Source organism: Actinoplanes regularis (assembly GCF_900188005.1).
Taxonomy (GTDB): domain Bacteria; phylum Actinomycetota; class Actinomycetes; order Mycobacteriales; family Micromonosporaceae; genus Actinoplanes; species Actinoplanes regularis.
Map to the genome: position 1 here is coordinate 79,268 of NZ_FZNR01000028.1, position 25,553 is coordinate 104,820.

The following is a 25,553-nucleotide window of genomic DNA, read 5'->3' on the forward strand; positions in this document are numbered from 1 at the left end:
CTCGAACCGATCACCAGGCTAGCGTGTCGTTCGGGCGGTTCGAGGCCCGGTTCGGGGCCGAGCCGGGCTCCCCGCCCCGGCCCCGGAACGGTCAGTACCTGGTGTACCTGGCCCAGTCGTAACTGGCGGTCAGTTTGGTGCCGGGGTACGTGAAGGGCTGTAGCCAGCTGTCGACGCCGATGCCGGGCCAGAGGTTCATCATGATGCGTTGCGGGTGGGTCGGCAGCGGTCCGCGCGAGCCGTTCTCCTGGTGGACGAGCGCCCCGTCGACGAACCAGTTGATGGTGCCGCCGTTCCACCACTCGAAGGCGTAGTTGTGGTAGCCGGTCGAGGCGTCGAAGCCCAGGTTGATGACGGTCTCGTGGCCGCCGACGCCGTTCGTGAAGTAGTTGAGCTGCAGCTGGGTGGTGTTCTTGCCGAGGATCTCCACGTCGATCTCGTCCCAGGGCTGGCCGTCGCTGGGCCCGGTGTAGGTGAAGAACGAGGTCACGGTGCCAGGGTTCTTGACGGCCTTCAGGCGCGCCTCGAAGCGGCCGTACGAGAACAGGTCGGTGGTGCGATATTCGCCGGAGGCGTACGGCTTGCCGGAGCAACCGCCCGGACAGGACTGGGTGTCCAGGTTGATCCCCATGACGCCGCCGCTGAACCAGACGTGATCGGCGCGCCAGCCGGCGTTGAACATGCCGCCGTTGCTGTAGCCGTCGGCCTTGTACCAGCGGCCGGTGTCGAACCCGTCGAAGTTGTCGGTGAAGCTGGGGCCGATGGCGGCTTCGGCCGGCGCGGCGCCGGTTCCGGTCAGGGCGGCGACGATGCAGACGACGGCGGCGGCTGACGCCGTCAGAACGCGAGACCGAGTGATGAGCATTGACGTCTCCGGTTTCCGTGCGGGTTCCGTCATGCCGGGGGGGGAGGTCGCGTCGTGCATGACGAACGGGGATGGGCGATACGGACCGCGGGTGACGCGCGGCGCGGCCGACGCCGGGGAGGGTCTACATCGACCCGTGGCTGGATCCGGGAAAACTGGAAGCGCTTCCAAGCAGACGATCCAGCAACATCTATGGCGAGTTTGTTACCGCACGATGAAACTTGTCAAGGATCCAGCGTGGGCGAAATCGCTGTAGCTGCATGAATGACCGCTCATCGGCATCCAGCAGCGCGGGGGACCCGCCCCGTCTCATCAGCAACGACATCCGGTCTTTACATCGATGACCGCGAGTCTTATCTTTTCGCTGGAAGCGCTTCCAAGACCGCGAGAGCGCTCTCAGGACTGTCTGGAGGCAACATGCGAAGGCGAACCCTGCTGGGTACGGCGGCGGCCGCGGTGACCGCGGCGATGTCCGATGCCACCGGTGCGCACGCGGCGCCGGCCTGCCCGGACACGCCTCGATACCTTGGCATGTTCCGCGAGGAGGACCCCGCGGCGATCGCGGCCGACGTCGAGAGGCGGTACGGCGTCACTCCCGCGAGCGTGATGTGGTTCGACAGCTGGGCAAGCGGCCTGCCGTTCCCGGTGAGCGCCGCCAGGGCGCTCTGGCGGCGCGGCGTCATGCCGCATTACACCTGGGAGCCCTGGAATACCGCGCTCGGCCCCGCCGACCCCGGGCAGATCCACCTGACCGACATCGTCGACGGCGCCTGGGACACCTACATCAGGGCACGTGCCAGGGAGTTCGCCGCCGTCCGGGCGCCGATCATGGTCCGCTGGGCACACGAGTTCAACGGCAACTGGTACCCGTGGGGCATCGCGAACAACAACACCGACCCTTCGCTGTACGTACGGGCGTACCGGCACGTCCACGACCTGGTCACGGCCACCGGGGCGCGCAACGTGCAGTGGGTGTGGGCGTACAACAACGGGTCGTCGCCGGACGCGGCCTACAACGACCCGGCCGCCGCCTACCCCGGCGACAGGTACGTCGATTGGGTCGGAATCGACGGATACAACTGGGGATTCGGCCCGTCCTGGGATCCGGCCGGCGACCACTGGACGACCTTCGACACGACCTTCGCCACCGCGTACGCCAAGGCCCGCACCATCGCGCCGAAACGGCCCGTGATGCTCGGCGAGTTCGCGTCCAGCGAGGACGGCGGCGACAAGGCCCGGTGGTTCCGGGAGATGGACACGACGCTGCGCTCGGATGCGTACCCCGACCTCAAACTGCTCACCTACTTCGACCTCACCAAGGAGGAGCCCTGGTCGCCGAGTTCGTCGCCGGCCGCGCTCACCGCCTTCACCTCCTGGGTGCGGCAGAGGTACATGAAGGGACGAGGCCGGGAGCTGGCCCGCGTCGCCGCCGGCTACGCCCGCTCAGAGGTCGCCACGGTGCACGCACCGCGTTAACCATGTGCCTCCGCGACGTTGCGCTTGTTCACGGCGAGGCGGTGCGGTTCCCGGTCGGGCTCGTCGAGGCCGAACGCGAGAATACGCTGCGGGTGGATCCGGATGATCGCGTCCGGCTCGGTGATCGCCTCGCCGCGTCCGCGGATCTCCAGGCACCGCACCCGCCACGGATTCGTCGACGGGACGTCGTCGACGACGAACGCGACCCGCCCGTTGTCCGCCACGTTCCGGAACTTCCGGCTGGCCGCCATGTTGTAGCCGCCGATGTCGATCGTCCCGGTCGCCGCGTTCCATCGGAACCCGACCGGGTTGACCTGCGGTGAGCCGTCCGGCTGCACCGTCGCCAGCCGTCCCAGGACCTGCCCCGCCAGATACTCGAGCTCCACTGCGCTGAAGGTCATGCGGACCAGCCTGCGCCCTCAACCAAGGTTGAGGTCAACACCGCACACGACGTTTCGCCCTCCGTCCGCGGTACGCGACCGGAGCGCCGCTGTCGACGCACGCGTCCCGGTCGAGTTGCCGGAAGAGCTGCTTCGGAGGGCTGACTGTCGAATCTTCCGATCGGCGGCGATAACTGGTCCAACCAGTTGACGGGTTGATGTGAGGTGGGGCACGCTGCCGCCATGAGTTTCGAGCCGGCACCCCGGCAGTCCGTTTCGGACCACGTGTTCGGCCAGCTGCGCGACGCCATCGTCGGCGGCCGTTACGCCGCCGACGATGTCCTGCCGAGCGAGCGTGACCTGGCCACCACCTTCGCGGTCAACCGGCACGCCGTGCGTGAGGCGCTGCGACGCCTCCAGCAACTCGGCCTGGTCAAGGTGAGCCAGGGCGGGGCGACCCGGGTCCTGGACTGGCGGGCCACCGCCGGCCTCGACCTCGCCATGGTGCTCACGATGGCCGGGGACGTCCTGCCGATCGCCACCCTGGCGCGTGACGTGCTGGAGATGCGGGCGTGCATCGGCGCGGACGCGGCCCGGCTCTGCGCCCGGCGAGCCGACGGGGCCGCCCGTGCGGCGATCGCGCGCGCCGTCGACGAGTACGCCGCGGCGGTGCCCGACCTGGCCCGGATGAGGATTGCGGACCTGGCCTTCTGGCGCCGGGTCATCGAGGGCTCCAGCAACATCACCTATTTGCTCGCGTTCAACAGCCTCACGGCCGGCACCCTCGCGGTCGGTGATGTGCCCGCGCAGCAACGTACCGCCGAATTGCTGGACGTCGGCGCCCACCGCAAGCTGTCCGACCTGATCGCCGCCGGCGACGCCGCCGGCGCGGAGCGCGTCGCGCGCGCCCTGCTCGCCACGGAAACCACCGCCGAGACCACCCCCGCCACCGGAGAGATCGGAGCCCCTCACTCATGATCCCCGCCGTTCTGTACGCCGTTCCCGCCTTCCTCCTGCTGATAGCCATGGAGTTCCTGTCGTTCCGCTTCCTGCCGGACGACGAGGAGCGCGGCTACGAGGCCCGCGACACCGCCACCAGCCTGTCCATGGGCATCGGCAGCCAGATCATCGGCGTGCCGTGGAAGCTGTTCACCGCGATCGCCTTCGCCGGCCTCTACGTGATCAGACCGTTCAAACTGGACCCGCACGACTGGTGGGTGTGGGTGCTGCTGTTCTTCGCCGACGATCTCGCCTACTACTGGTTCCACCGGCTTCACCACGAGGTGCGGGTGCTGTGGGCCGGGCACGTGGTGCACCACTCCAGCCAGTTCTACAACCTCTCCACCGCCCTGCGGCAGAGCTGGACGCCGATGACCTCGCTGCCGTTCTGGCTCGGCCTGGCGGCGCTGGGCTTCCCGCCGTGGATGATCTTCCTGCAGCAGTCGATCAGCCTGGCGTACCAGTTCTTCCTGCACACCGAGCGCGTCGGCAAGCTGCCCCGGCCGATCGAATGGTTCTTCAACACCCCGTCGCATCACCGGGTGCACCACGGTTCCAACGACCCGTACCTGGACCGCAACTACGGCGGCATCCTGATCGTCTGGGACCGGCTGTTCGGCAGCTTCGAACCCGAGGGAGAGCGCGTCCGGTACGGGCTGACCAGCAACATCCAGACCTTCAACCCCCTCAAGGTCGCCACCCACGAGTACGCGGCGATCTGGCACGACCTGCGCGGTGCGAACAGTTGGCGGGACCGGGCCGGTTACCTGTTCGGCCGTCCCGGCTGGCAGCCCACCGCATGATCCCCCTGTTCGTCACCGTCGCCATCGCCGAGATCATCTCGGTGGCAGCCGACTGGACCGTTCTGCAGTGGATCACCAAGCCGTTGCTGGCGCCGCTGCTCATCGTGTACCTGTTGCGGTACCAGCGGCCGGGCCTGGTCGTGGTCGCGCTCGGCTTCGCCACCGCCGGGGACATCGCCCTGCTGATACCGGGACAGAGCGCCTTCCTGGCCGGGATGCTGTGCTTCCTCGGCGCACAGGTGTGCTTCATCGTCGCGTTCCTGCGGCGGGCCCGGCCGGTGCGGCTCGCGTTCGCCGGGTACGGGCTGATCTGGGTGCTGGCGAACGCGCTGCTGTGGGATCGGTTGGGTGCTCTACGCGTACCCGTGCTGCTCTACAGCCTCGCGTTGATCGCGATGGCCGCGGCAGCGGCGGGGGTCTCCCGGCGGGTCGCCGTCGGGGGCGCGCTCTTCGTGGTCTCCGACCTGCTGATCGGGATGGGCGCGGCGGGCCTTCGGGCGCCGGCGCACGGCGCGCTGGTCATGACGACGTACGTGGCCGCACTCGCCCTGATCGTGACCGGTTGGGTACGGGAACACCGCGCCGCAGCACCGCTCGCGGCGTCCGCCCTGCCCGGCTGACCTGGGACGATCCTGCGAACCACCGTGGGGATGAGCGTTGTCATCCCCACGGTAAGTGGCGGCGCCCGGTCAATCGGCCGTCCGCACGCGGAGTCGGCGCTGCAGCGCGGACTCGAGTTCGTCCGGTAGGCGGAACCACCCCGCGGCGGTGAGCAGGCGGTGGCGCGGGTTGTGCCGGTAGGAGCCGGCCACGCCCTGACCATCCTTCACCTCGACCGCGCCGAGGATGTCCTCGGGCGGAACCCGACCGCCGGGATTCGACGTGCGCCCATCTATCAGGTAGACGTAGCCGGCGCCCTGTTTCCGCGCCTCTCTCCGCAGGAAGTCGCTCTGCCCGATGTTGTCCTGGACAACCGTGGAGAGCAGCCTGACGAACACGTCGTTCTCCTCCACGTCGGCCGGCCCCAGGTCGTCCGGGTTCGCACCCGCCCTCACGGAGCCCAGGATGCCGTCTGCCCGCAGTCCATGACGGAAGGCCCAGTCCGACTCGAGCAGGGACACCACTTCCCTTTCGCCACCGCCGAAGTCGAAGCGGTACACGAACACTTGACGATCGCCGCGGCTGCCGGCCGGCATACGGTCCTCCATTTCATTCCGCCGGTGATGGGGATGACGGCCGAAGGGCCTCGGCCGCCAGCAGTTCGGAGCGGACGACCTCGAGGAGCCGGCCGATCCAGTTGCCGCCGCCCTCTCCCCAGTAATCGGACACGCCGTGTTCCGCGCAAATCATCGGCGCGTCACCGGTCACGAGCAGGCTGCGGGCAAGTTCGGGGTGCTGCTCGTACTTGATGTGCAGGAGGCGGTGCATGACCGCCAGTCTCAGTTTCGGCCACTCCGGACGGCGAGGAGCCTCGGCTGCCAGGTCCGACACGTGGAACGGGTTGGGCTCGGCGGCAATTCGGTCGCGCCATTGCACGTCGTCGGTCGACAGCGCCCAGTATGCGTGCGCCACCGTTGGATAGATCTGTCCATCGACCGCGATGGGTGCGGGGAAATAGTTGGACAGCCCGCGCAGGTCCGGACGGCGTGTCGAGTAGATGTAGATCGGCGGGTTCGTAGCCTCGACCGGGCCGTCAGCCTGCACCCGAGTTCTGACGGCGGCATTGGTGGCAGCGGTGTCCGCATCCCGGCGTAGCTTGCTGCGAAGGGTCGCCACGGCATCGGCATGATCCTCTGCCGTGATCGTTTCCGAGGACGAGTCGCCGACATCCGTGGTCAACACGCGCAGCGCGTCATCCCTCCCTCGAAGGGCACGGCGGCGGCGATGTTCGGGGACGGCAAGGTACCGCTCGCGCAACAGGAGGCGATTGTCCTCACTCATGTCATCGAGGTAGGCGGCGACGGCCGCAAGACACCGTCCTGCCGAGTCGGGTCGCCCATTGAGCCGGTCGATGATGTCCCCGACCTCACCGACGAACATATCCGCGTCGACTCTGGTCCGGACATCGTTGAACTGCCATGAGATCGCGTCCGCCGAAGCCCTTGAACCCTCTTCGGGAAGCGGGGCGATCCGGCCGGCATCGAGTTCCTGGCGCAGCCCGCTCAGATCAATCAGAGGGCCGCTATGACTGTCGATCAATCCGTCTGCATATATGAGTAGGTCGCTCAATTCGTACTCATTCCAAGCACGAATGAACACATGTTTCCATGTTCCATCGACGCGAATTTCGTCGACATATCGATAGGTTCGCCGCGTCCGGAGCATCACAATATGCTAGCGCCCCGTTCGAGTGGCCTCCGAAGAGGCCGAGCAGGGCCTGTTGAACAGCACATCGTCGACGCCAGTCCCAACGGCGTAACGAGTGATGAGCGGCAAGGGCCGCGATCCGGCCCGCCCCCATGGAGGGCGAACCGGATCACAGCATCGTTCAGGCCAGGTCGACGTTAATCGTCGTACGCTGGATTAGGAGCAAATCTTCCTCCCGGCAGATAAGCTCCGACAATATTCTTCGGGTCAATACGTCGGTAGACCGCCACTTCATGCTCTTCTTCGTACAAAGTGCCTGGCATGTGCTCGTTAACGTCGAAACCATTTACCCCCCGAATGACGTAAACGTATCTTCCCCCCTCTTCAGCCACAGACTTCTTGCTACTCGTGGAGACCCATGCGGAGGGAGCAACACCCTTTTTTTGTGACAGGTGATCTTCCATGTCAAGGTTCGTGCCGAGGGCATCGAATCCGGTCTTGAAGATTTCCCCCGGTTCTCGGTCATCGCCACGGTAGAGGTCGCAGTTATGGACCAGGATCGGGGCTTCACCGGCGAACACGTAGTACGTGTGCAAGTCCGCGACCGTCAGGTTGTAGGCCCGCGCGACACGGTGTGCCGACTTGTGGAAACCGGTCACCCGCACGACGCCGGAGGCGGTCAGCACCAGGTCGCCCGGATCAAGCGCCTCGGCGTGCTGCCATTCCTGATCGGTCTCGTTCCAGAACGGGTGATCCTCGGTGGTGATCACGGATTCGCCGTCGACGGTGAGTTCGTAGAGGTCGTCGTCGTGGACCCAGACCGCTTCGATCTCGCGGGGCCCCTGCTCCCCCGTCTCGGGGTCGGTGGCAAGGACTTCGTCACCCGGCTTCAGATCCGCGAATTTCTTCGCGCTTCCGTCGGCCATGAGCACTTTGGTATCGGCACCGAAACTGTTGAATCCGGCCTCGCAGCTGTCCAGATCGAGGTCGAGGTCGAGTTTCCGCTTCTTGGCCGGCTTCCGCCTGCCCGAATTCTTGTAGCCGCCGCGCCCGAAACAGCCGATCTCCTGGCAGATCGAGATAATTCTGTCGATTTCGAGGTTGTCTTTGAAATCCTTACTGCACTTGACGTACTCCCTGACACAGGCATAGAACATCATGTCCAGCGTGTCGGCTTCGCACCATTCGGTGCACAGCGTCAACGGCAGGTCGCCGCGAGCACGGTCCACGCCGGCGGCCAGCGCGTCGATGTCGGGTGCACCCTTGCGGGGCGTGACACCATTGATCGTGGGCTTTTTGCCGTCACGGTACCTCGTGGTGACAGTGCCGTTACGCCCGTACCTGTTGCTGTAGTGCTTGTTGACGGCGCCGTTTCTTCCCTCGCTGAGAACCTGCTGAGTCACGGGATTGAGGCGCTGGCCGCTTCCATCACCGTTGCCGGTGTCGAGCATGCGGCCGGTGGGGTCGCTGAACGTGATCGGGTTGTTGTTGGAGTAGGCGTAGGCGTTCCACTGCTGAGGATCGGCGAGATCCTGCAACGGGTCGACGGAGATGAAGCGCCCGGCGACGGGATCGTATTCGCGGGCGCCCAGATGGGTCAGGCCGGTCGTGTCGTTCGTTCCGCCGACGAAACCCTTGGTGTTCGGCCATGCCCCCGTGGCGCCGCGAGCCGTTCCGTACGGGGTCTGGTGGCGGACGGTCTCCTGCTGCGTCGCGGCGTTGACGGACACGGACGAGGTGCCCTGGTGGTCGCCGGCCATCCAGAAGAGCCCGGATGGGTTGCGCGTGGCGACGACCGAGCCGGCGAAGCCGTAATCACGGATGCAGCTCGTCTTCGCCGTGCCGGTGGTGTAGCGAATCTCCTGCCCCGGGAGGTAGAGGGTGCGTCCGGTGGGATCTCGCTGGATGATGCGGTTGCCGTCGCGTCGTAGATGTAGCTGGTCTGCCCGGTGCTGTCGGTGGCCGTCTCCAGGTGACCCTCGGCGTCCCAGGTGAAGGTCTGGGCTCCGGACGAGGTCGGCCGGGTCAGCGTGTTCCCTATGGCGTCATAGGTGTAGCTGCCGGTACGAGCACCGGACATGCTGGACACCGCGTGCGGGCGTACCGCGGTCGCTCCGGACGTCGGATAGGTGTAGTCGGTGACGGCGTCACCTGACGACGAGTGCACGACCTCCTTCGTGCGGTTGCCGATCTTGTCGAACTCCCAGCTGTGCCAGTACGGCGCCGGACCACCTAGCTCGGTGGCCGACCGCGTCCCGGAACAGTCACCGCTGGTGGGCGTCCAGGCCTGCGTCAACCGGCGCAGGTAGTCGTACGTGAAGCACTGGCTCTCGGCCTGGCCGGGTGCGGCGTCGGCGGAGCTGGTGATGTTGCCGGCCGGGTCGTACTGGTAGGTGATGTCGCTCAGGATGAACGGCGCCACCTGGTCACGGTCGGTGCGGATGCCGGTCAGCCGGCCGGTCGCCTCGTCGCGGGTGTAGGCGGTGAAGACGTGACCGCCGGCACCGGTGTGCCTGTCGATCTGGTCGAGCTCGCCGAGCGCGTTGTAATCGGCTCCAGCGATGTACGACAGGTTCTGCGAGCCGTAGAGGCTGTCGAGCGTGGTGGGGTGACCGAACTCGTCGTAGCCGAAGGACAGCGTCTCCGGCTGCAGGCCAGTGTTCGTGTCCGGGATGCTTGTCGACTTGACCGAGCCGTCGAGGTTGTAGGTGTTGTTGTAGTTGTAGGTGCCGCCCAGCCCCGTCTCGCTGTCCGGAATGATGATCTGGGTGTTCCCCGGCTGGTAGCTGTCGGTGTAGTCGAGGACCTTGACCTGGTAGGGGGCCGAGCCGACGAACCGGGTCGACTGGGACAGCTGCCCCTTGGCGACGGTGTCGTAGATCCACTGGGCGCGCAGGACGCCGCCGGCCACCTTGTCGTAGGCGGCACGCTTGCGACGAAGGCTGTCGTACTCGAAGGCGATCTTCTTCCCGCGTGCGTCGGTCGTGGTCAGCACGTCGCCCGCGTTGTCGTAGGTGTAGGTGGTGATGCCGCGGTCCGGGTCGTCCACCTCGATCGCCCGGCCCCGGAAGTCGTACTCGTACGTCCAGTCGTTGCCGAGCACGTCGGTGACCTTGTCCTGCAGGCCACGACGATTGAAGCTGTACGTCGTGGCGTCCCAGCTGTTCGGGGTGTAGGGCGTCGGCACGGCCCCGTGGTACTGGCGCATCTCGACCGTGTGGCCACGCCCGTCGAGCACCGCGGACGTCGCGGTGCCACCGGCGGGTGGGGTCACGTCGGTGCGGTCACCGCCGTAGGCGGTCGTGGTCCGCCAGCGTTCGGAACCATAGGGCTGGAAGACGTTCGCGACGACTCGGCCGGCCCCGTCGTAGACCGTGCGGTTCTGGTTGGCGACGAAGGCCCGGTCCGTGGCCGTCAGCAGCGTGCCACCGGGGTCGCCGGTGGTGTGATAGGAGCCGAAGGTCAGCACCTGCCGGCCGGCGCTGTCGTAGAAGATCTCGTTGATGACCCGGCCGCCCGCCGGCGACTTCACCTGCGTCTGACGCTTCCGCAGCGAGCCGTCGAAGAGGTCGTAGATCGTGTTGTACTCGCCCTTGGAGTTCAGGGCCGACGATTCGACCACCGACGCGGCGTCGGTGTTCAGTTCGTAGCGGTACTTGGCGTCAGGCGTGTGGGTGCCTTTGACCCGGCCCGGCTTCCACACCGCGGTGACCCGGCCCAGCGGGTCGTACACGCTGTCGGTCCGCTTGTCGTTGGCGTCGACGGATGACGTCGCCACGCCCCAGGCGGGCTCCAGCGTCGCGGTGGTCTCGTGCAGCAACGGGTTCTTGGTCAGCGTCGAGGTGACCGGCCCGTCCGTGGCGGGCGTGTACGTGGTGGTCGTCGCGTAACCCAGCTCGTCCGTGACGGAGACCGGCCGGCCGTGCGCGTCGTAGGTCGTCTTGCCCAGCACGGCGAACGTCGGCGCACCGCTGTTCCAGGCCGTACTCGCCTGGCTCTGGGTGACCAGGCCCTTCGCCGGCGTCGCCTCGAAGGCCTGGTTGTCGTAGAGGGTGCGGGTCTCCCCCAGCACCTTGTCCTCGGTCAGCGTGCCCGTGGCTGCGGAGCACTTCACCGCGTACGACTGAACCCGGTGGACCCGGTCCATGAGCCAGGCGGTGGTGTTGCGCGGGGTGTAATCGTTCCTGGTGCACTGCTCGTCGCCGTCGACGCCGTCCACACCCAGGTTCTCGACGGTCACCGGCATGCCGTAGGCGTCGAAGGTGGTGACCGTCTTGGTCACCCGCTCGCCACGGCCGCCGTCGAGGGTCACGTGGGTCGCCTTGGTACCCGTCCCGACGAACCGGGCGGAGACCGTGTCGCCGTTGAGCGTGCGTGTCGCGGTGGCCGCCGACGCCCACGGGGTGGCAAGTTCGCGAGACAGTACCGCGCCGCCGGGACCGTTGAAGGTCGTGCTCTCGTGGGTCATGCCGGCGAACCAGTCCTCGTCGGCGATCCCGTCGACGCTGACCGGCTTGGTGCCGCCGTCGGCGTTGAGCCGGTCACCGTTCATGCCCCGGAAGTAGCGGGTCTCGGTGTAGGTCTGCTCGCCCGGATCGCCCACGGTGACGCCGACCCGGCCGTACCCCCGGTAGTCCGACCAGGTCTTGAACTTCTTCTTGGTCATGCCGTCGTCGTCGGCGTAGTGCCAGGCCGCGCCGTCGTAGTAGTCGTACTTGTAGACCACTCGCGGGCTACCCGAAGGTGGTGCGCCGCCGGTGTTGTCGCTCTCGTAGATCGAGGTGACCACGTACTTGTTGAACCAGTCGGTGACCGGCTCCTCGTAGCCCTCGGGAACCCACCGCACCGGGTAACAGCGCCGGGTGTTCGTCGCCGGGTCCGGCTTCGGACCGTCCGCCTCGCAGTCCTGCGCGGAGTAGACGACGCTGACCGACCCACCCGACTCGGTACGGATCCGGGAGACCCGCATCCAGTTCATCGCCGCCGAATGATCACCGATCCGGTCCACCCGGTTCGGCATCTGCACCGGCGTGAACTCCACATCCGGCACCGTGGCGGTGCCACCGACCAGACCCGCGTGCGACAGCTTCGACAGCCACAGCCCGGCGCGGGTGCCGTCACCCGGGTCCGGGAACGTGTGCGTCAGCGTCCACCGATCCACGTTGCGATATTCGCTGCCGTCGCGGACCTGAGTGGTGACGGCGGCCAGTCGCTTCGTGGTCCAGAACGTCGGCGAGAAGTCGTCCTCACACTTGTCGCCGGTGCAGGACTGGTCCCACGGCACATCCGGCCACTTCGTCGCGTTGTGCGTGTCGCAGTCGCTCAGGCACCGGTTCGCCACGGCGAAGTCGACCCGCATCGGAGCAAGGGTGTTGTGCACCGAGTCGGTGCCACTGATCTTGCGCGTGCCGTAGTCGATGCGCTCCAGCCAGGACTCACGGTCGTAGCTCGCGGCATCGTCGGCCTTCAGGTTACGGCCGTATTTGTTGGTCTCCTTCTGGTACCAGTACGACATCGAGTTCCCGGACGGGTCGACGACGTAGTCCAGGTTCCAGCGCCACGCCTGAACGCAGTCCGAGTCGGCGAACGCGGTCGCGTGACACGGCTCGCTCGGGTCGTTGCCGAAGACCGGAGCGGTCAACGCCGAGTTCGTCACCGGCTTGCCGGCCGTCCAGCCGGGCAGGCGGTTGACGCCGAACCAGTACTGAACACCGTTGGTGGTGGTCAGTACCCAGTACTCGCCGTCGTTGTCACCGTTGGTGGCACCGGTCTTGCGCTCGACCCGGGAACCGTCGTCGCCGCGCAGGTGCCAGCGCTTCTCGGTGGCGTTGTAGATCAGCTCACCGGCGTGACCGGCGAGCGAGACCGTCGCATTGTCGGTCTCCCAGCACAGGTCACCGGTCTTCTTGTCGTTGTTCGCCGAGCCGTTCATATCCTCGGCGCAGGAGTGATAACGACGCTCGACGAAGCCACCCGCGGCGACGTCGAAGCCCTCACCGGCCCAGGACGGCTGGCTGTTCGACGCCGCGTGCCGGCCGTCCACCGACTGCGACGAGTACGAGAGCCCCACGTTCGGAACCGGGCCACCCAGCGCGGGTGGCGTGCGCATCGAGTAGCTCCAGGTGAACCCGCCGGCATTGCCGCCGGCGGACCAGGTCGAGGACGGGCTCAGGGTGCTCGCCGAGTAGTCGCCCGCCGGACCGGACGCCGCCGCGGTGGCGGCGACCAGGGTCGACATGTTGGAGACCGCCACGTCCGCGGACACGGTCCGCGCCGACAGGTCGTTGTCGGACTCCAGCGGAGTGGCCGCGCACCCCTCCTTCCCGGGAGTGGTCAGCGCGCACTCCGGGAGCGTGACCAGGCGCAACCGGCTCGACCAGTCCGCACCGTAGGCGGTCGCGAACGACTTGTAGTCCAGGGTCACCCTGGTGCTGCCCGCGGTCTTGACACCATCCGCGCGATTCAGGCGCAGCAACACACCACGGACCCCGGCACGATCGGTCGCCTTCCGGTCCAGCACCTCGGCCTGAACACGCGTCGGCCCCGGCTGTGCCGACCGCGCGGCCGCCGACCGGGCCGGCTGCCCGACCCGCACCGGCAGGACCTCCGCCTGCGCCGCGGGCACACCCGCGGCCGGCACGTCGATGATCTCGCCGGCCGCCTTCGGCCAGCTCGGCGCGGGACGCTTGGACGCCGGCGCCGGTTGCCCGGCCTTCGCCGCCGGCGCGGTCTTCACCGCCTTCACCGGAACCTCCGGCACCGGCTTCGCCGACGGCGGGGAATGCGGCTTCGGCGCCGCCGAAGCCTCCGGCGTCTCGGCCAAACTGAGGAACAACGCGACGACCAGGCTCGCCGCCAGTTGGACGGTACGTTGTTTGAACAGGGATCTCCGAGCCGGCGGCAAGCCGGCGGGAACAGGTGAACTCACCTGATACTCCATTGCTGGTGATGGGTAGGGACGGACAGAGGGCTGGGTCGAACCCAGCCCTCGGTGATGGCGTTTCGGATGAATCAGCCGGTGACCGCGGAGGTCATCCGCAGGTCGCGTCCTGGACACGGGAGAACAGCTTGCCGCCGTTGCCCGGAGGGACGTGATCGGGGAGGCCTCGCCGCAGCATGATGCAGAGCCATCATGGGAGGTTTCGAGGCGGCCACGCGATGACCAGATGGCACGACAAAGGAGTCCACCAGCTCTACCCCGTGATCCAAGAGTGATAGTTGATCATGGACTCTAGGCAGTGACAGTTGCGGATGTAAAGGCCGGGACCCGGATCAGCTCGACGAGCCAGTCCGACAACCACCGAGGGCCGGGCTTCGGCCCTCGGTGGTTGTCGTTACGGATGGATCAGGCGGCGGTGGCGGGGGTCATCCGCCGGCCGACGCCGTGGTGCTGGACCACAAGCCGGTCGAAGTCAGGACGCCTCCGGCTCGAATCGCAGGCCGTATCCCGGGCGCAGGAGAGGCTCACGGTCGCCGTAGTCATTCCAGTGGTACCCCTTCCCGTCGTAACCCGAGAGGCCGATGAGCGCGTCGCCGCCGCTGAGGTAGAACGAGCCGTCGTTGTCGGGGTAGGCGGTGGTGAAGCCGCCGGTCTCGTCGATGGTCGCCTGGAAGGTGGTCCTGGTGCCTGGATCACCATCCCTCATCACGTTGTTCCATTCAATGACGAAGTGCCGGTTCGGCGCGGTACCGCGAACCTCGGTCCGCACGCTGGCCTGGTCGTCCACCTTCCAATGGCCCGAGAGCACTTCGAGATAGGTTTCGTAGAAGAACTCTCCGTTATACGTGTTGCCGAACTCGAAGGCGCCCCACTCCTCGATGGAGACGCGCTCACGCACGACGCCGAAAACGGTGATCGGGAACGGCATGTCAATTTCCGCCCACCCGTTCTCGCCGATGGGTAGAACCTTGTCGGCACCGACCGGAACGTAGGCGTTCGGCACTTCGCTGATCGTGTATCCCATGGGGTCGGCCGCGCTGGCCTCCCACCTGAAATCCTGCACGCCTGGCAATCTGCCCAGCTTGACGGTTCCGGAGCCGGTTCCCACGCACGGGCCCGAGGGCTGTGTGGCGAAGACGGCCCAGTACTTGGTCGGAACACCGTCGAGCTGGTAGGTGCCGTCGGCGCCGGTGGTGGCGGACTGCCCTGCCGCCGTCACCGTGGCGCCGTCTACCGGAGCATCGTCACATGTCACCGTGCCGCTGATGGAGTTCTCGGTGGCGGCGGGTGTGAAGTGCACACTCAGGTTGTCGGCCAGGATGTCGCCGCCGTCAAGGTAGCGGAGGTATGTCGCTCCTTGGCCGAGGTCGTAGTCCCAGAAGGAGGCTATCCCGACGGAACCGCTGCTGCCTCGTTCGCGGAGGTTCGCGGAGTTGATCCCTTCGTAGTTGAAGGTGATGCCGCCGGACTCGTCGAAGGTGGCTTCGAAGCTGACCCGGGTGGTGGGGTCGCCGGCGGCGTGGACGTTGCGCCATTCGACGGTCCACTGCCGGTCCGGTGCCGAACCGGTCGCCTCGATGGCGATCGCCGCTTCGCTGTCGACGACCCAGTTGTCGTAGAAGACCGACACTGAGCTCTCCCGGTCACGCGTCGCGTTCTCAGGTGCGGGAATTCCCTCCTCGGGCACCTGGAATGCGATCATGCCGTTGCTGCTGACCCAGGCGGTCTTGTAGGACTCGCCGTAGAGCTTGATCGGGAAGGGCAGTTGGGTCCGCCACGTCTCGTCGTCGCCGGTCCAGCCCTGTTGCACGTCGGCCGCATGGGTGAAGTCCTGTGTGCTGGTGGTGCAGTTGTAGTAGTAGTCGTTCTGCGGGTTGACCGACAGGTCCACGGTTTCGTTGAGGAACGCCTTGGAGACCTTTGCCGAGGCGTAAGACCCCCAGCACAGGTCGGCTCCCCCGACGGCCTGGAGGGTGTACCTGCCGACCGGTACGTCGGTGAAGCCGTAGCTGCCGTCCTCGGCCGTTGTCGCAGTCCGGTTACCCGGGTTCAGCGTGATCGTGACTCCGGCGATCGGCTCGTTGGTCTCCGTCTGGGTGAGGACCCCGCTGATGACACCCACCGGGGCGGGTGTGTAAGTGAGCGAGCTGTTCGGCGTCAGGACGGGGCTGGAAGCCGAATAGTACGTCGCCAGGCCGTTTGCCTGCAGGCTGACCTGCGCTGTGCTGCCCTTCTGGCGGTCGGTGGTGCCACCGGAGCCGTATTGGTAGACGAAGTGTCCGTCCTCGTGGATGACCACCTCGAAGGTGACCCGTTCGGTGGTGCCGGTGAACAGCACGTTGCGCCATTCGATGACGAACGTACGGTTCGGGGCGGTGCCGCCGGACTGGGTCCAGACTCCCGCCGAGCTGTCGACGGTGAAGTCGGTCCAGAAGGGCAGCAGGAATCCTGAGCCGAGCTGGGCGTAGCCGTCATCGGACACGGACGCGCCGGTGAACGTGTCGCCGTGGAAACGGACCGGGAACGGGAGCTGCACGTTGGCGCGCACGCCGTTGCCGGTGAGCGGAACCGTCGTTGTCCCGGCGATCCAGGTTGCGGTGCCGGTGTTGCAGGCGTAGCCGATGTCGCCGTAGTCCGGGCCGAGTTTGAGGTTGTAGACGGTGTCGATGGACAGATCGACAACGGCTTCGGCGGCGCTGCCGCAGCGGGCCGGTTTGCGGGCGACCACGGTGTAGCTGTCGGCTTCGATTCCGGTGAAGGAGTAGGTGCCGTCGGCTGCGGTGGTAGCGGTCAGGCCGCCGGGGTCGAGGGTGACGTTCAGTCCGGCGACTGCGGCTCCCGCCTGGTCGGTGAGTTTGCCGGTGAGGTTGTGGACCTCCAGCTGGGTAGCGCCGTCCGGGGTGAACACGATCGCTTTGCCATTGGTCAGGACCGGGTCGCCGGCAGAGTAGACGAACACGTCGTCGCCGGCGGGTGCCACGATCCCGACCAGGGCGTTGTCGCCCTGCTCGGCGGCGTTGTCCATGCCGCTGTAGTTGGTCGTCACGGTGCCGTCGAGCCCGAGGGTGACCTCGAAACTCAACCGCTGGGCGGTGTTGGCCTTGCGGTACACGTTGCGCCACTCGATCAACACCTGCTGGCTGCCGCCGGTACCGATCACCGCGGTCCGCACGCTGGCGGAGGCGTCGACGACCAGGTCGTCCCAGTAGGCGGCGATGACCGGGATCGAGTTGGCCGCGGTGACCAGGTCGTTGGTGCCGGTGTACGGGTGCGACCCACCCGGGTCGGTGAACGACAGCACACCGTTGGTGTCAACCCAGGCGGTGCGGTACGCGCCGCCGTAGAACGGGAACGCGAACGGCAGAGTCACCGGGGTGACCGCGTCATCACCGGTCAGCGACAGCACCGTCGTCCCGGTCGCGAACGTCGTGGTCCGCTCCAGACAGGTGTGGTTCGCCTCGTCCTTCTTGCGACGCAGATACAACTCCAGGGTCAGACCCTGCTTGTCGATCAGGAACGGTTGGGTGCCAGCCATACCGCAGCGGCCACCGGAGGCGGCACTGATCGTGTAGTTGTTGCGTGGCAGGTTCTCGAACTTGTAGCCACCGTCGGCCTCCGTCGTGGCCGTGTAGCCACCAGGCTGCAGCGTGACCGTGGCACCCGCGGTGCCCAGCCAGGTAGCGGCGTCCAGAACAGTGCCGGACAGGTCCGCGCCGTGCACGCTGAACTGGGCCGGCTTCATCGGTCCGACCCGCAGGCTGTCCTCGCCGACCGCGTAGATCGGACGGACACCGGTGGTGGTACCGACGGCGATGTTGACCGTCGCCGTTCCACCGGGGACATCGGCGTTGACGGTGGTGCCCAGGCCGGTGCCGTCGATGCTGTAGCGGAACTTGGTGACGTTGGTGTCGCCACCGGCGTCGAACTTGACCGCCAGCGACTCACCCGCCCACACCTGCGACTCGCCCGGGAAGGTGATCGCCGGCTGCAGCGGCATGGCGGACTCGATGAGCTTGGTCGCGGTCTCCGCGAACGCGTAGACCCGCACGTCGTCGATGTCACCGTTGAAGAAACCGCTGTCGGCGCTGCTCACCCGGCTCTTACCGACAGTCAGCGGACCGGTGGCGTTGAACCCACCGGTCAGCGTCGCGGTCGTCTGTGCCACACCGTTGACGTACAGGGTCAGTTTCTTGGTCGAGGAGTCGTAGACCCCGGCCAGATGCACCCACTTACCTGCCGTCGCCGTGGCGGTCGACAACGCCTGGACATAGGCGACACCGTCGGTGTCCGTCCCGGCCATCGCGAAACGCCACTTGTTGTCACTGCCGGAGTAGCCCAGCGTGAACGCCGAGGTCCGACTGCCGCTCTGGGCGACCGCGACACGCTGCCCGGTCCCGCCGGTAGCGGTCAGTTTGACTCGCGCGGTCACGGTGAACGTGGCATCGGTCCGGACCGGGGTGGTCGCGTTGGTGTCCGGGTGCGGGTAGGTGACCGGGCCGCTCGTGGCGGCGAAGCCGGTGGTGCCGTTCAGCGACAGGGCGCCGCCTTCGGTGCTGCCGCGCCCGGGCGACCTGGTCGCGTCCCCGCCCAAGGTCAGGGTGTTGCCGTGGAGCTGCTTGTCGGCGGCGGTGGTAGTGCCGGCGGCCTCCTCGAAGATCCATTCCGCGGCGGGGCCGGTTCCGCCCCGCACGGTGAACGTGTAGGTGGCGGGTGTTGCGGAGTACCAGCCGGCCCGGTCCTTGGCCCATACCCGCAGGGTGTTGATGCCGTCGTGGGCCGGGGCCAGTGACAGGGTCGCGCTGTAGTCGGCGTTCATCGTCGCCGGCTTCGCCGCCAGATACTCACCCGCGTCCAGCGTCCACACATACCCGACAACGTCTTCCTTACGGATGGCCGGGATAGCGGCCTTGAACGTGCCCGCCAGACCGACACCACCGCTCGGGGCGGTCGCCGAATAGTCCGTCGAGGTGATCGCACCCGGGGACGGTGGTGGGGTCTTGTCGACCGTGAACTCGCACGTACCCGACCACGTCTCGGTGGTGCCGTCGGAGGTTTTGGCCTGCCAGACGTAGGTGGTGCCGTCGACGAGTTTGCCGTTCGGGATCGTCCCGGTCACCGTGGCCTTGTTCCCGTTGGCCTGCGACACCCGGTTGCTCTCACTGCGGGCGCCGCCCTTGGCCCACCAGTAGAAGTAGGTGGTCAGGCTCGTGGGCAGGTCCGGGTCCTGCTGGAAACCGGTCAGTTTCACCCCGTCGGTGCGCAGTACCCACGGACGGCTCGCACCGACTACGCAGGCCCCGCCGTCGGACTTACGGTCGGCGAGTGCGGTCGGGTCCTGGTTGAAGGTGACCGACAGCTTCGCGGTGGAGTGCTTGAACCGCTTCCACTGGTTCTTGGTGCCCTCATCGATCGCCTTCAGACCGAGGGTGACCGAGCTGGCGCCGGCGGTGACCATGTTCGTCACGTTGAACTCGATCGTGCCCGGCCCCTTACACCCGTGCACCGCACCATACTTCCGGTTACCCAACACCTGCGCGGTCTTGGAATACCAGGTCGGCTGGTTCTTCCACGTCGTGGCCGACGAGATCGCACCGGTCTGCCACACCTTCGCGTTACTGGCCGGGCTACACGTCCACGACCAGCGCTGCTCAATACTGAACTGCGCCGCAGAAACCTTGCCCTTGACCTTCGAGGTGTCCATCCGGAAGAACGACCGGATGATGTGATCCGCGCAGCCGACACAGTCCTCGGTCCGACCCACGCCGGCGGAGCCGGTGATCGCACTGTCGGTCAACGCCGTCGAGTTCTGCCAGAACGACTTCGTCGGATACTTACTCCACACCGACGTCCACGCGTTACCGGAAATACCACCGGTCACCGACGGATCGATGAACACCGGAAACTTCGTCCGCGCATCGGTCAGCATCGCCTTGTCCGGCGTGATCGTCACCGCACCACCGGCAACCTTGACCGGCATCACCGCACGACGAGCGAACTCACCCCGAGGATCCGCGGTAGTGCCCTGGCTCTCGGACGGGGCGGCAGTCGGCGTCCGAAGCGCCTGCTGCTCCGGCGATTCGGAGGAGTCCCACATCAACGGTGCCGGGGCGGTGAACACATCCGCGCCCTTGCTGTCACGCGCGCGCAGACCGCCGCCGGCGGCCGGGCTCATCGTGACACCCTTGGTGTTCAAGCCGAATGACAACGACTTGAGCTGCGGATTCGCGGCCGCTTTACGCGTGTGCACGACCAGGACCTCGGAGAAGCCCGTCGCGGACGCGGTGACCTGCAGGTCGACGTCCGGCAGCACGTTGCGGTAGGTCGCGGTGTCACCCCGCAGATCCGGTGCCGGTAGCTTCTTCGTCCAGCGCAGCGCGATCTCTTTCGAACCGGTGCCGAGCTTGCCGACCAGGGTGTCCCCACCGGCGGAGAACGTCATCGGCAGCACCGCCGCACGCGGGGAGAAACCACCCACACCGCGTCGTAGTGTCGTGTCGACCGGCACCCAGCTCTTACCCTGACGCACCCGCTGCGGCTCCACACTCTCTTGCAGAGTGCTCGTCCCGTCCGGATTCAGGAACAACTGCGCATACTCGGTCCGCTCCGAGAGAATCTCCACCGGAGCCTTACACACATCGACCATCCGCCGCGCCGCGACCGGATCAGCCTGCTCCCGCACACACGCCGAAGGCTTCACCTCAGCCGCCGAAGCAGCCCGCGGCAAAGCCACTATAGAAAGTCCCGAAGTTAACAGCGCGGCAACGCCCACAGCGGCCACACGCTGGTAAGACGGCACGATGACAGAACTCATCAAGCCTACCCCGTAATCGAAAAATGCCAGTTGATCATGGACTGTAGACAACCACGATCACGGATGTAAAGCGCGCCATAATAACGACACATATGCATATCAGCGCCGCCACAGGCCCGTCGGAGCGTCGCGATCACGACGGGCACGCCGCGCCCGAGGTGGACGCCTCGCAGAAAACTTGGTGCCCGGCCTGGGGCCGGGCACCACTCGCGCTATCGCGGTCGACGCTGATCCGTCAGCCGCACGCACCTCACAGCGTCAGATTCACCCGGGCAGCGAGCTTCTTGACGTCTTTGTTCCTGGCGAGCGCCGGATACTTCCCCCGCAGCTCGACGATCAGCTTCGTCAGCAGCTCACGGCCGGCCGACGACAACTCACTCGCCCGAACCTCGGCTACGTCTTCCACATAGTTGGAGCCGACCCTGACCTTCTCGCCCGCGGGCGCGAGGTAGATCTCGTCGGCCATCCCAGCAAAGTCGACGCGCACACTCTCACCCTTGGCCACCGAGCGACTCGCCCCGAAGAAGCCCACCGCGAAGTCGAGCATCTGCACGCCGTCACCCGTCACGATACTGAAGTCGACACCAGCGATCTTCAGCGTGAGGTCTCCGCCGAAACAGGAGTAGCAGAGGTCGGTCAAATCGGTCTTGGCGAGATCGAAAGACCGCTCGTCGCGTGTCACCAGGGGATCGCCGGACAATACGTAATCGACCGTTATCACGGGACGCTCGTCCCTCCGATCTTGATCGGGAACGCAGTGATGATCCTTTCATACTCATGAAGATGGCCACCCTTGAGGCCGTTGGACTTGCGGTCGCCGTAACGCAGGGCATCCTCGACCTGCCGGCGAATCGTGATGGCGTTGTCCGATTTGAACTTGCCCTTGCCGGGCCAGCGACTGCTCGCCGCATGGCGATTGAAGATGTGCTGCCAGTCAGCCGACTTGTACCGGCCCTTGCAGTTGTGAACGAGAACCGGAACATCCTCGGCCAGCACGTAGTACGTGTGCAGGCCGTCGATCGTCAGGTTGTAGGCGGCGGCGCAGCCCAGCGTCCCGGGGCGGAATGCGGTGACCCGCGCCGTGCCGGTGGGCGTACGGAGCAGATCGCCCTGGTCCAGGTCGTCGACGTCCTGCCAGTCCCGATCGGTCTCGTTCCAGAAGGGATGATCCTCGGTGGTCACGATCGGCTCGCCGTCGACCCCGAGTTCGTAGAGGTCGTCGTCGTGGACCCAGATCGCGTCGATCCGGTGCGCCCCCTGCTCACCCGTCTCGGGATCGCTGGCCAAGACCTCATCGCCGGCCCTCAGCTCGGCGAACCTCCTGGTGCTGCCGTCCGCCATGAGGACCTCGGTGTCGGCACCGAAGCTGAACCAACCGACATCGCACGTTTCCTCGTCGTCGTCATCGAGGGCTTCGTCGCGGAGTTTTTTGTAGGCCGCCTTCTTACTGGTCTTGTATTTGGCCTTGCCACCCTTGTTGCCGCAGCCGATGTCGATGCACATCGCGACCATCCGGTCGAACTGCACCTTCGCGATGTACTTGTCGCTGCACTTGACGTACTCCATGGCGCAGGCATTGAAGATCATGTTGATGGTGTCGTATTCACACCATCCGTCGCACCATTCGAGGCCCCGGAATTCACCGCGCGCCCTGTCGACGCCGTCGTCGTCGGCGTAGTGCCAGGCCGCGCCGTCGTAGTAGTCGTACTTGTAGACCACTCGCGGGCTACCCGAAGGTGGTGCGCCGCCGGTGTTGTCGCTCTCGTAGATCGAGGTGACCACGTACTTGTTGAGCCAGTCGGTGACCGGCTCCTCGTAGCCCTCGGGAACCCACCGCACCGGGTAACAGCGCCGGGTGTTCGTCGCCGGGTCCGGCTTCGGACCGTCCGCCTCGCAGTCCTGCGCGGAGTAGACGACGCTGACCGACCCACCCGACTCGGTACGGATCCGGGAGACCCGCATCCAGTTCATCGCCGCCGAATGATCACCGATCCGGTCCACCCGGTTCGGCATCTGCACCGGCGTGAACTCCACGTCCGGCAGGGTGATGCTGCCGCCGACCAGGCCGGTGTGGGAGATCTTCGACAGCCACAGTCCGGCGCGGGTGCCGTCACCCGGGTCCGGGAACGTGTGCGTGAACGTCCACCGGTCGACATTCCGGTAGGTGCTTCCGTTACGCACCTGCGTGGTGACGCCGGCCAGCCGCTTCGTGGACCAGAACGTCGGCGAGAAGTCGTCCTTGCACTTGTCGCCGGTGCACTCCTGGTCCCAGGGCACATCCGGCCATCTCGTCGCGTTGTGCGTGTCGCAGTCGGTCAGGCACCGGTTCGCCACCGTGAAGTCGACTCGCATCGGTGCGAGGGTGCCGAGCACCGAGTCGACGCCGCTGATCTTGCGCGTGCCGTAGTCGATGCGCTCGAGCCAGGATTCCCGGTCGTAGGACGCGGCGTCGTCCTCGTCGAGGTTGCGGCCGTACTTGTTGGTCTCCTTCTGGTACCAGAAGGACATCGAGTTCCCGGAGAGGTCGACGACGTAGTCCAGGTTCCAGCGCCACGCCTGGACGCAGTCCGAATCCTTGAACGCGGTCGCGTGGCACGGCTCGCTCGGGTCGTTGCCGAAGACCGGAGCGGTCAACGCCGAGTTCGTCACCGGCTTGCCGGCCGTCCAGCCGGGCAGGCGGTTCGTACCGAACCAGTACTGGATTCCCTCGGCGCTGGTGACCACCCAGTGCTCACCGTCGTTGTCACCGTTGGTGGCACCGGTCTTGCGCTCGATCCGGGTGCCGTCGTCGCCGCGCAGGTGCCAGCGCTTCTCGGTGGCGTTGTAGATCAGCTCGCCCGAGTGGCCGGCCAGCGACAGCGTCGCGTTGTCGGTTTCCCAGCACAGGTCACCGGTCTTCTTGTCGTTGTTCGCGTCCTTGTTCATGTCCTGTGAGCAGGACATGTAGCGGCGCTCGACGAACCCGCCCGCGGAGGCCTCGAAGCCCTCGCCGACCCAGGACGGCTGGTTGTTCGACGCCGCGTGCCGGCCGTCCACCGACTGCGACGAGTACGAGAGCCCCAGCTGCGGGGCGGGGCCGCCCAGCGACGGCGGAATGCGCAGCGGGTACGACCAGGTGAAGGCACCGCTGTTGCCGCCGGCCGACCAGGTCGACGACGGGCTCAGCGTGCTCGCCGAGTAGTCACCCGCCGGACCGGAGGCCGCCGCCGTGGCCGCCATCAGCGTCGACACGCCGGCGACCGCGACCTCCGCCGACACGGTCTGTGCCGCCACATCGTTGTCCGAGTCCAGCGGCTTCACCGCGCACTCGGCGCGCTCGGGTCTGGACAGCGCACACGCCGGCAGGGTCACCAGACGCAGACGGCTCGACCAGTCCGCACCGTAGGCGGTCGCGAACGACTTGTAGTCCAGGGTCACCCGGGCCCTGCCCGCGGCCGTCACACCATCCGCGCGGCCAGGCGCAGCAGCACGCCAAGGACCCCGGCACGATCGGTCGCCTTACGGTCCAGCACCTCGACCTGAACACGGGCCGGCCCCGGCTGAGCCGACCGCGCACCGGCAGACCATCGGCCCACGCCGGAGGAGCACCCGCCGCGGGCACATCCAGAATCGCACCGGCCGCCTTCGGCCAACTCGGCGCCGGCCGCTTCGACGCCGACGGCGGCTCCTTGGCCTTCGGCTCCGAGGCGATCTTCGCAGCCTTCACCGGAACCTCCGGCACCGGCTTACCCGATCCCGGAGAGTACGGCTTCGGTGCCGCCGACGCCTCCGGCGTCTCAGCGAGACCGACGAACAACGCGACGACAAGACCCGCCGCAAATCTGGCTGTACGTCTCTTGAACATGGACTTTCTCGCCGGCGGCGAACCGGCGAGCACTGGTGATCTCACACAACACTCCGAGACAGAGGTCGACAGGATGGACGGCCGACGCCCTGATTCATGGGGTTCGACCCGGATGCATGCTCGGCGCGTCGAGAAGTGACGCTGCAGCCGCGCGACGCAGCAGGTTCGCAGCACAAGAGCATCGCCGATCCCGTGATCCACGGCGTTTACCATCGGCAACCGTAGGTACTCAAGATCAACTATGCAACGCTTCTGCCGCAGCACACGATCCGACGCTCCGGCATGATGATCGCCGTGCCGCCACGCTCCGTTCCGATCACTGTGGACGCACTGCTGGAGTCGGCCCTGGCCGAGGCGGGGCCACGGAACCGCACCTTCGCCATCATCGGCCTGGTGCCTCATCTGGATTCCGGGCAACTGGACCGGGTCTGGGACCTCGCCGTGGAGATGTCCGACGAGCGGTCTCGCGAGATCCTGATCGCCGAGTTGTCTCCGTACCTGGACGCACGACACCTGGCCGCGTTCACCGAGCCGGCCGGCATCCCGACCGATCTGCTGATCACATTGGCACCCCGGCTCCCCCGGGAGCAGCAGGCGGAACTGATCGAAAAGCTGCTCGGGGAAGCCGAGGCCGGTGAGCGGGATGTCAGCTCCATGACCCCACTCCGGCCGTTGCTCTCCGCCGGACAAGCGGGCCGGATCGGGCGTCTGCTGCTCGCCGACGACGACCCGCAGCGCGCGATCCAGGGACTCCGGTCCTGGATCCCGGTGCTGCCCGCCGAGGTGCGCTCCGCCGCCCTCGCGCTCCTTCGAACGGTCGCCCCCGACGACTGGACGATGGCCCGCGTGCTGGAGAACGAGTGGGTCGCGCATCTCAGCCCGGACGAGGCCCGGCGACTGCTGCCGATGGTGACGGCCTTCAGCCGCAACGCCCGCGCCGAGGTGCTGCCGGCGCTGACCGCCGTGCTGCCGGAGGCCGCCCCGCTCGCCCTTGACGCCCTGCGGCACGGCCGCGGAACGGGCCGGGGGATCTCGGCACTGGCCCGGGCACTCTCACCGGCCGATCGCAGCGAACTGCTGGCGGTACTCGCTTCCCCGCCTGCGGAGGATCTGCCCAGGCTACGGGAA

15 protein-coding genes are annotated in these 25,553 nt (G+C 66.8%); 6 read left to right on the forward strand and 9 right to left on the reverse strand.

Going from position 1 to position 25,553, the window contains the following annotated elements; translation table 11 throughout:
• Positions 1 to 91: 91 nt before the first annotated feature.
• A complete protein-coding gene (bglS, locus tag CHC09_RS40240; RefSeq protein ID WP_089298524.1) occupies positions 92 to 865 on the reverse strand; it encodes a beta-glucanase in 774 nt (257 codons plus the stop codon).
• A gap of 417 nt (positions 866 to 1,282) precedes the next feature.
• On the opposite strand from bglS, the gene CHC09_RS40245 reads away from it, so the two are divergent.
• Entirely contained in the window at positions 1,283 to 2,341 is a 1,059-nt protein-coding gene (locus tag CHC09_RS40245; RefSeq protein ID WP_179277481.1) for a glycoside hydrolase family 26 protein, read from the forward strand.
• Here the strand turns inward: CHC09_RS40245 and CHC09_RS40250 are convergent.
• Positions 2,338 to 2,742 carry a PPOX class F420-dependent oxidoreductase gene (locus CHC09_RS40250; protein ID WP_089298526.1) on the reverse strand — a complete coding sequence of 135 codons (405 nt, stop codon included), beginning with the start codon at positions 2,740 to 2,742 and terminating at the stop codon, positions 2,338 to 2,340. The genes CHC09_RS40245 and CHC09_RS40250 overlap by 4 nt on opposite strands.
• Positions 2,743 to 2,964: 222 nt before the next feature.
• On the opposite strand from CHC09_RS40250, the gene CHC09_RS40255 reads away from it, so the two are divergent.
• Genes CHC09_RS40255 through CHC09_RS40265 form a run of 3 tightly spaced genes read left to right on the forward strand, consistent with a single transcriptional unit; the run spans position 2,965 to position 5,143 of the window.
• Positions 2,965 to 3,699: a FadR/GntR family transcriptional regulator gene (locus tag CHC09_RS40255; protein ID WP_089298527.1), complete on the forward strand. Its 735-nt coding sequence runs from the start codon at positions 2,965 to 2,967 to the stop codon at positions 3,697 to 3,699.
• The gene (locus CHC09_RS40260; RefSeq protein WP_089298528.1) at positions 3,696 to 4,523 is read left to right on the forward strand and encodes a sterol desaturase family protein; all 828 of its coding nucleotides are present in this window, start codon (positions 3,696 to 3,698) and stop codon (positions 4,521 to 4,523) included. Before CHC09_RS40255 ends, CHC09_RS40260 begins: the two co-directional genes overlap by 4 nt.
• Positions 4,520 to 5,143, forward strand: coding sequence for a lysoplasmalogenase (locus tag CHC09_RS40265; RefSeq protein ID WP_089298529.1), 624 nt, complete (start codon positions 4,520 to 4,522; stop codon positions 5,141 to 5,143). The genes CHC09_RS40260 and CHC09_RS40265 overlap by 4 nt, the downstream gene beginning before the upstream one ends.
• 69 nt (positions 5,144 to 5,212) lie before the next feature.
• On the opposite strand, the gene CHC09_RS40270 is transcribed toward CHC09_RS40265, so the two are convergent.
• From CHC09_RS40270 to CHC09_RS46925, 7 genes are all read right to left on the reverse strand, one after another.
• Positions 5,213 to 5,719, reverse strand: a complete 507-nt coding sequence (locus tag CHC09_RS40270) for a hypothetical protein (protein ID WP_143232842.1) — start codon at positions 5,717 to 5,719, stop codon at positions 5,213 to 5,215.
• A gap of 13 nt (positions 5,720 to 5,732) precedes the next feature.
• Positions 5,733 to 6,848 (reverse strand): NADAR family protein, encoded by a 1,116-nt coding sequence (locus CHC09_RS40275; protein ID WP_089298539.1) that lies wholly within the window; start codon positions 6,846 to 6,848, stop codon positions 5,733 to 5,735.
• A 1,579-nt stretch (positions 6,849 to 8,427) separates the two neighbouring features.
• Positions 8,428 to 13,758 carry an RHS repeat protein gene (locus CHC09_RS40280; RefSeq protein WP_244911629.1) on the reverse strand — a complete coding sequence of 1,777 codons (5,331 nt, stop codon included), beginning with the start codon at positions 13,756 to 13,758 and terminating at the stop codon, positions 8,428 to 8,430.
• A gap of 484 nt (positions 13,759 to 14,242) precedes the next feature.
• Positions 14,243 to 20,581: a carboxypeptidase regulatory-like domain-containing protein gene (locus CHC09_RS40285; RefSeq protein ID WP_239138762.1), complete on the reverse strand. Its 6,339-nt coding sequence runs from the start codon at positions 20,579 to 20,581 to the stop codon at positions 14,243 to 14,245.
• Positions 20,582 to 20,831: 250 nt separating this feature from the next.
• Positions 20,832 to 21,302, reverse strand: coding sequence for a hypothetical protein (locus CHC09_RS40295; protein ID WP_143232843.1), 471 nt, complete (start codon positions 21,300 to 21,302; stop codon positions 20,832 to 20,834).
• Complete coding sequence (locus CHC09_RS46920; protein WP_179277482.1) at positions 21,299 to 23,998, reverse strand: polymorphic toxin-type HINT domain-containing protein; 2,700 nt, start codon at positions 23,996 to 23,998, stop codon at positions 21,299 to 21,301. The genes CHC09_RS40295 and CHC09_RS46920 overlap by 4 nt, the downstream gene beginning before the upstream one ends.
• A 20-nt stretch (positions 23,999 to 24,018) precedes the next feature.
• Positions 24,019 to 24,156 (reverse strand): hypothetical protein, encoded by a 138-nt coding sequence (locus CHC09_RS46925; protein WP_179277483.1) that lies wholly within the window; start codon positions 24,154 to 24,156, stop codon positions 24,019 to 24,021.
• Positions 24,157 to 24,249: 93 nt separating this feature from the next.
• Here CHC09_RS46925 and CHC09_RS46930 point away from each other — a divergent pair, with 93 nt between their 5' ends.
• Both CHC09_RS46930 and CHC09_RS40310 read left to right on the forward strand, forming a co-directional pair.
• Positions 24,250 to 24,564 (forward strand): hypothetical protein, encoded by a 315-nt coding sequence (locus CHC09_RS46930; protein ID WP_179277484.1) that lies wholly within the window; start codon positions 24,250 to 24,252, stop codon positions 24,562 to 24,564.
• 155 nt (positions 24,565 to 24,719) lie between these two features.
• Positions 24,720 to 25,553, forward strand: an 834-nt coding sequence (locus CHC09_RS40310) for a hypothetical protein (RefSeq protein ID WP_218827187.1), incomplete at its 3' end; no start/stop codon positions are given.

Excerpts from the sequence above, each read along its gene's own strand:
- CHC09_RS40255 (WP_089298527.1), top strand. The coding sequence starts at position 2,965 with ATGAGTTTCGAGCCGGCACCCCGGCAGTCCGTTTCGGACCACGTGTTC.
- CHC09_RS40245 (WP_179277481.1), top strand. The coding sequence starts at position 1,283 with ATGCGAAGGCGAACCCTGCTGGGTACGGCGGCGGCCGCGGTGACCGCG.
- CHC09_RS40265 (WP_089298529.1), top strand. The coding sequence starts at position 4,520 with ATGATCCCCCTGTTCGTCACCGTCGCCATCGCCGAGATCATCTCGGTG.
- CHC09_RS40250 (WP_089298526.1), bottom strand. The coding sequence starts at position 2,742 with ATGACCTTCAGCGCAGTGGAGCTCGAGTATCTGGCGGGGCAGGTCCTG.
- CHC09_RS40260 (WP_089298528.1), top strand. The coding sequence starts at position 3,696 with ATGATCCCCGCCGTTCTGTACGCCGTTCCCGCCTTCCTCCTGCTGATA.
- CHC09_RS40270 (WP_143232842.1), bottom strand. The coding sequence starts at position 5,719 with ATGCCGGCCGGCAGCCGCGGCGATCGTCAAGTGTTCGTGTACCGCTTC.
- CHC09_RS40275 (WP_089298539.1), bottom strand. The coding sequence starts at position 6,848 with ATGCTCCGGACGCGGCGAACCTATCGATATGTCGACGAAATTCGCGTC.
- CHC09_RS40285 (WP_239138762.1), bottom strand. The coding sequence starts at position 20,581 with ATGAGTTCTGTCATCGTGCCGTCTTACCAGCGTGTGGCCGCTGTGGGC.
- bglS (WP_089298524.1), bottom strand. The coding sequence starts at position 865 with ATGCTCATCACTCGGTCTCGCGTTCTGACGGCGTCAGCCGCCGCCGTC.